We start from the raw sequence: 3711 nt of genomic DNA, 5'->3' as shown, positions 1-3711 counted from the left end.
TATTTTTGTTAGTTTATTTTAATTAGATGACTAATATATAATTTAATAAAAAGGTGATAAATATGGCAGGTAATCCATATAAAATTAATGATAATTGTGTAGCATGTGGTTTATGCGTTAACGCATGTCCTATCGATGCAATAGCTGAAGGAAACCCATATGTAATAGATGAAGAAAAATGTGTAGGATGCGGAGTTTGTGCTGAAGCATGTCCTACACAAGCAATTGAAGAAGTAGCTTAGATGCTATTTTCTCAATTCTTTTCTTTTTTAAAAAAAACTACTATTTTTATAAACAAACAATTATAACTAATTATTTCTATAAACAAACTAAACTCATTCTAAAAAAACTATTTTTCAAAAATATATTCATATAAATAAAAAAAATAAAAAAAGGGAAATCTTCATATACTTATTCTTTATTCCAGTTTAGTGCTCCATAAATAACACAAATAAGTGTGATAATTATACATGAAAGATAAGCCCCAAGTATTGAAGCATCTGAAAGACCTAAAATAGTAATCATTCTTAAGCACCTTCCTCAGCCTTAAACATTTTCTCAATAGCAATTTCTTCCTCTTTACTATTTTTAGTAAGAAGAGATACTCCTATTGTGAATATAAATGCTATTGGTAGGGCAATAACCATAGGATCCACGTAAGGCCATGGCATACCACTAAATAATACTGCTTTTCCTGTTAGGAATTTACAAATACCAAGACCTGCTGCAACCTTTTTATAAGTGAATAGTAGGCAGAATAAACTACTTACAGTTCCACTAACAATACCTGCAATAGCTCCAAGTTTGGTTGTACGTTTCCAGAAAAGAGCACATAAATACACTGGTAAAAATGCAACAGCACAGATTCCAAAGAAAATACTAGTACCAGTAGCAACAATATTTCCCGGTAAAATATATGCTAGTACAACAGCAATAATAATGGCAATTAATATTCCTATACGCGTAATTCTAAGACTACTTCTATTTTTAATTGCACAATACACATCATGAGCAATGGATGAACCTTGAACATGGAATTGTGTACTTATTGTACTCATAGCTGCAGAAAGTAGGGTTAACAAGAATATGTATGTAAACCATTTAGGCATTGCACTGTTAATAAATGTTGGAATAATCTTATCTACATTTCCACCAGCAGCTTGAATTGCAATTTGTCCTGTTGTTTGATAGAAGTAAACATTTGAAAGAGCACCTACAACATATGCAGTGAATGTTGTTACAAATATGAATATTCCACCTACAAGAACTGCCCTGTTTAATTCCTTATTACTTTTAACTGTCATGAAACGAACAGCAAGTTGAGGTTGAGCTATAGCTCCAATACCCACACCTAATATTATTGATGAAACTAAGTTCCACCAGAATGGGCTTCCTGTTGTAGGAAAAGTCGTCCAACCAGTTGCACCAGTTACTTTTGCACTTTCTGGGAAAAGTGGTGCCATACTACTTAATAATTCATGTGCATGGGTAACTCCTCCAAGCATTGAATAAATACTTATAAGTAATATAAGCATTCCTAAAAACATTATTGTACCTTGTAAGGCATCTGTATACATTACTCCTTTTATTCCACCAAAGATTACATAGAATCCAATGATAATTGCTAATATAAGGATAGCTAAGTTAAAATCAATATTAATAGTAGTTTCTACAAATCTAGCAGCTCCAATTAACACACTGGCTGCATAGATTGGCATTGTTAGAAATATTAGAAGACCACTAAAATATTGGATAAATTTACTGTTAAATCTCTTGGAAAGAAATTCTGGAAAAGTTAAAGCATTTAAGTACTGTCCCATTTTACGAGTAGGTTTACCAAATATTACAAATGCAATAAATATACCTACTGCTATATTTAAAAATACTAACCATAATATACCTAGACCATTAGTTCCAGCAAGTCCACCAAAACCAACAATAGCTGCAGTACTAATGAATGTAGCACCATAACTTAAGGCCATAATATAAGAATTAGATTGACGTCCAGCAACAAGATAATCTTCACTATTACTTGTATGTTTCCATGCGATATATCCTACCAGAATCATTAAAGCAACATATACTATGATAAGTATTGCTAATAAATAATCCATTATATCTCCTTTTATTTTAATTTTATAATAATATATTTATATTTAATTGCTATTATTTCTTTTTAAAATAATGAATTATTATTCTTTTACTCAGTGATTAATTTAAAATAAATAGATTATAATGATTTTATTTAAAATAATTTACATAAAAAAAAGTATTGGAAAAATACTTACTTATTTTTCCTATAACTTGAAGGTAGAGCTCCCATCTCTTTTTTAAAAGCTTTTGAAAACTTACTACTACTTTTATATCCTACCATGTTTGCAATTTTAGCTATTGGATAATCTGTGTTTTTAATTAATTCTTTTGCTCTGTGGAATTTATATTCCCTATACCATGTATATAATGGTTTACCATACATATCTCTAAAACAATTTTTTAGTGTTGTTAGGTTAATTCCATATGTTACAGACAACACATCAAGTGATACATAACTTGCAATATCACGGGAGAGAGCATTTTTAATCTTTCTAACAACTCTTATTTGTGCATCAGAGTATGTTGGTGATTCAATTCTATTTTTTTCTATTTTTGAAATGTATGTTAATCCAATTAATTCTAAGGTCTTTAATTGAACATACATATGTTTTGGTAGTTTGTTGTTATCTTTGAAGTGGATAATTTGTTGTAGTACTTCTTTTATATCTTCACTACTTTCAAAGGTGATGTTGTTTGTATGATATATAAAGTCATATATTGTTTTAATTATCCTACTATACTCAGACATATAATTATCTTTATTATATTTTAGGAATTCTTTTTTATTAATTATTATATGTATAAGTTTAGAATCTGTTATATGATTAAATATGGTTCTTTTATCTCTATTTAGGTAGATGTGTGTGTCTCCTTCTTTCATAAACATAAATTTATCATTATCTGCAGGTATTTGGCACTGTCCTTCAACTAAATAGTTTATTAATAAGAATTCTTCCTCTCTACTAAATCTAAATATGATGTCATCCTGTGTATATCTTTCAATAATTCTAACATCATTTTCAGCAAGATATAATCCAGGTAACACAGTATAACATTTAAAATCTAAGGAGATTATGTTTTGCTTTTTCAAAGAGATCTTCACTGAATTGTCTGTTCTTGTTATTGTTGTATAAGGTATATAATTTTCACTTATGGAAATGCCTTTTACTAGGCTTTTATCTGTACTCATTATAATCTCTCATCTTAATTTTTTTTATATTATAATATTATGTATTTTGTATTATTAAAAATATTGATTTTTTTATTAAATTTTCAAAAATTAGTAATATTTCTATAATTTAAAATATTGATAAATTCAATTAAAAAAAAGTATGTAGGGTTATATTTTTTTCCATAAAAAATATAAAAAAAAGAGAAGGATAATGATAGTTTTATTTTTTTATCTCAACGTATTTCCCTTTTATAAAAATAGAAACTTAGGAAGAATGTTTTTAGGTTTGAGAATAGAGTTTCTATTTTTTGTTGTTAGGATAATTATTGCAATCATTACTTTATATTTATTTAATATAAACGTCTTCTTTAATTTTAATGAAATAACTATTTATTTTATTTAGATGAAACATGTTTATAACATTTTAATTTTAACTAATTCTTTTT

General features: G+C 27.5%; 4 protein-coding genes. 1 reads left to right on the top strand and 3 read right to left on the bottom strand.

All coding sequences use genetic code 11. The annotated features are described in order from the left end of the window. Positions 1 to 62 precede the first annotated feature (62 nt). Positions 63 to 242, top strand: a complete 180-nt coding sequence (locus A9758_RS02340; RefSeq protein WP_011405764.1) for a DUF362 domain-containing protein — start codon at positions 63 to 65, stop codon at positions 240 to 242. A gap of 169 nt (positions 243 to 411) precedes the next feature. Here A9758_RS02340 and A9758_RS07715 read toward each other — a convergent pair whose 3' ends face one another. The 3 genes from A9758_RS07715 to A9758_RS02330 all read right to left on the bottom strand — a co-directional run bounded on the left by A9758_RS07715 (position 412) and on the right by A9758_RS02330 (position 3283). After that, positions 412 to 525, bottom strand: coding sequence for a symporter small accessory protein (locus A9758_RS07715; protein ID WP_329995171.1), 114 nt, complete (start codon positions 523 to 525; stop codon positions 412 to 414). A 2-nt stretch (positions 526 to 527) separates the two neighbouring features. Beyond that, positions 528 to 2114, bottom strand: a complete 1587-nt coding sequence (locus tag A9758_RS02335) for a sodium:solute symporter (protein WP_011405765.1) — start codon at positions 2112 to 2114, stop codon at positions 528 to 530. Between the two features lie 170 nt (positions 2115 to 2284). Continuing rightward, a complete protein-coding gene (locus A9758_RS02330; RefSeq protein ID WP_048059671.1) occupies positions 2285 to 3283 on the bottom strand; it encodes an AraC family transcriptional regulator in 999 nt (332 codons plus the stop codon). Between the last annotated feature and the right edge of the window lie 428 nt (positions 3284 to 3711).

It is taken from the genome of Methanosphaera sp. A6, from assembly GCF_001729395.1.
In the GTDB taxonomy this organism is placed as follows: domain Archaea; phylum Methanobacteriota; class Methanobacteria; order Methanobacteriales; family Methanobacteriaceae; genus Methanosphaera; species Methanosphaera stadtmanae.
Note: the sequence above shows the minus strand (reverse complement) of the source record. Positions and strands in the feature narration are given on the sequence as shown.

What these genes read in the sequence shown, in the direction of transcription:
- A9758_RS02335 (WP_011405765.1), bottom strand. Translation starts at nt 2,114, where the DNA reads ATGGATTATTTATTAGCAATACTTATCATAGTATATGTTGCTTTAATG.
- A9758_RS02330 (WP_048059671.1), bottom strand. Translation starts at nt 3,283, where the DNA reads ATGAGTACAGATAAAAGCCTAGTAAAAGGCATTTCCATAAGTGAAAAT.
- A9758_RS07715 (WP_329995171.1), bottom strand. Translation starts at nt 525, where the DNA reads ATGATTACTATTTTAGGTCTTTCAGATGCTTCAATACTTGGGGCTTAT.
- A9758_RS02340 (WP_011405764.1), top strand. Translation starts at nt 63, where the DNA reads ATGGCAGGTAATCCATATAAAATTAATGATAATTGTGTAGCATGTGGT.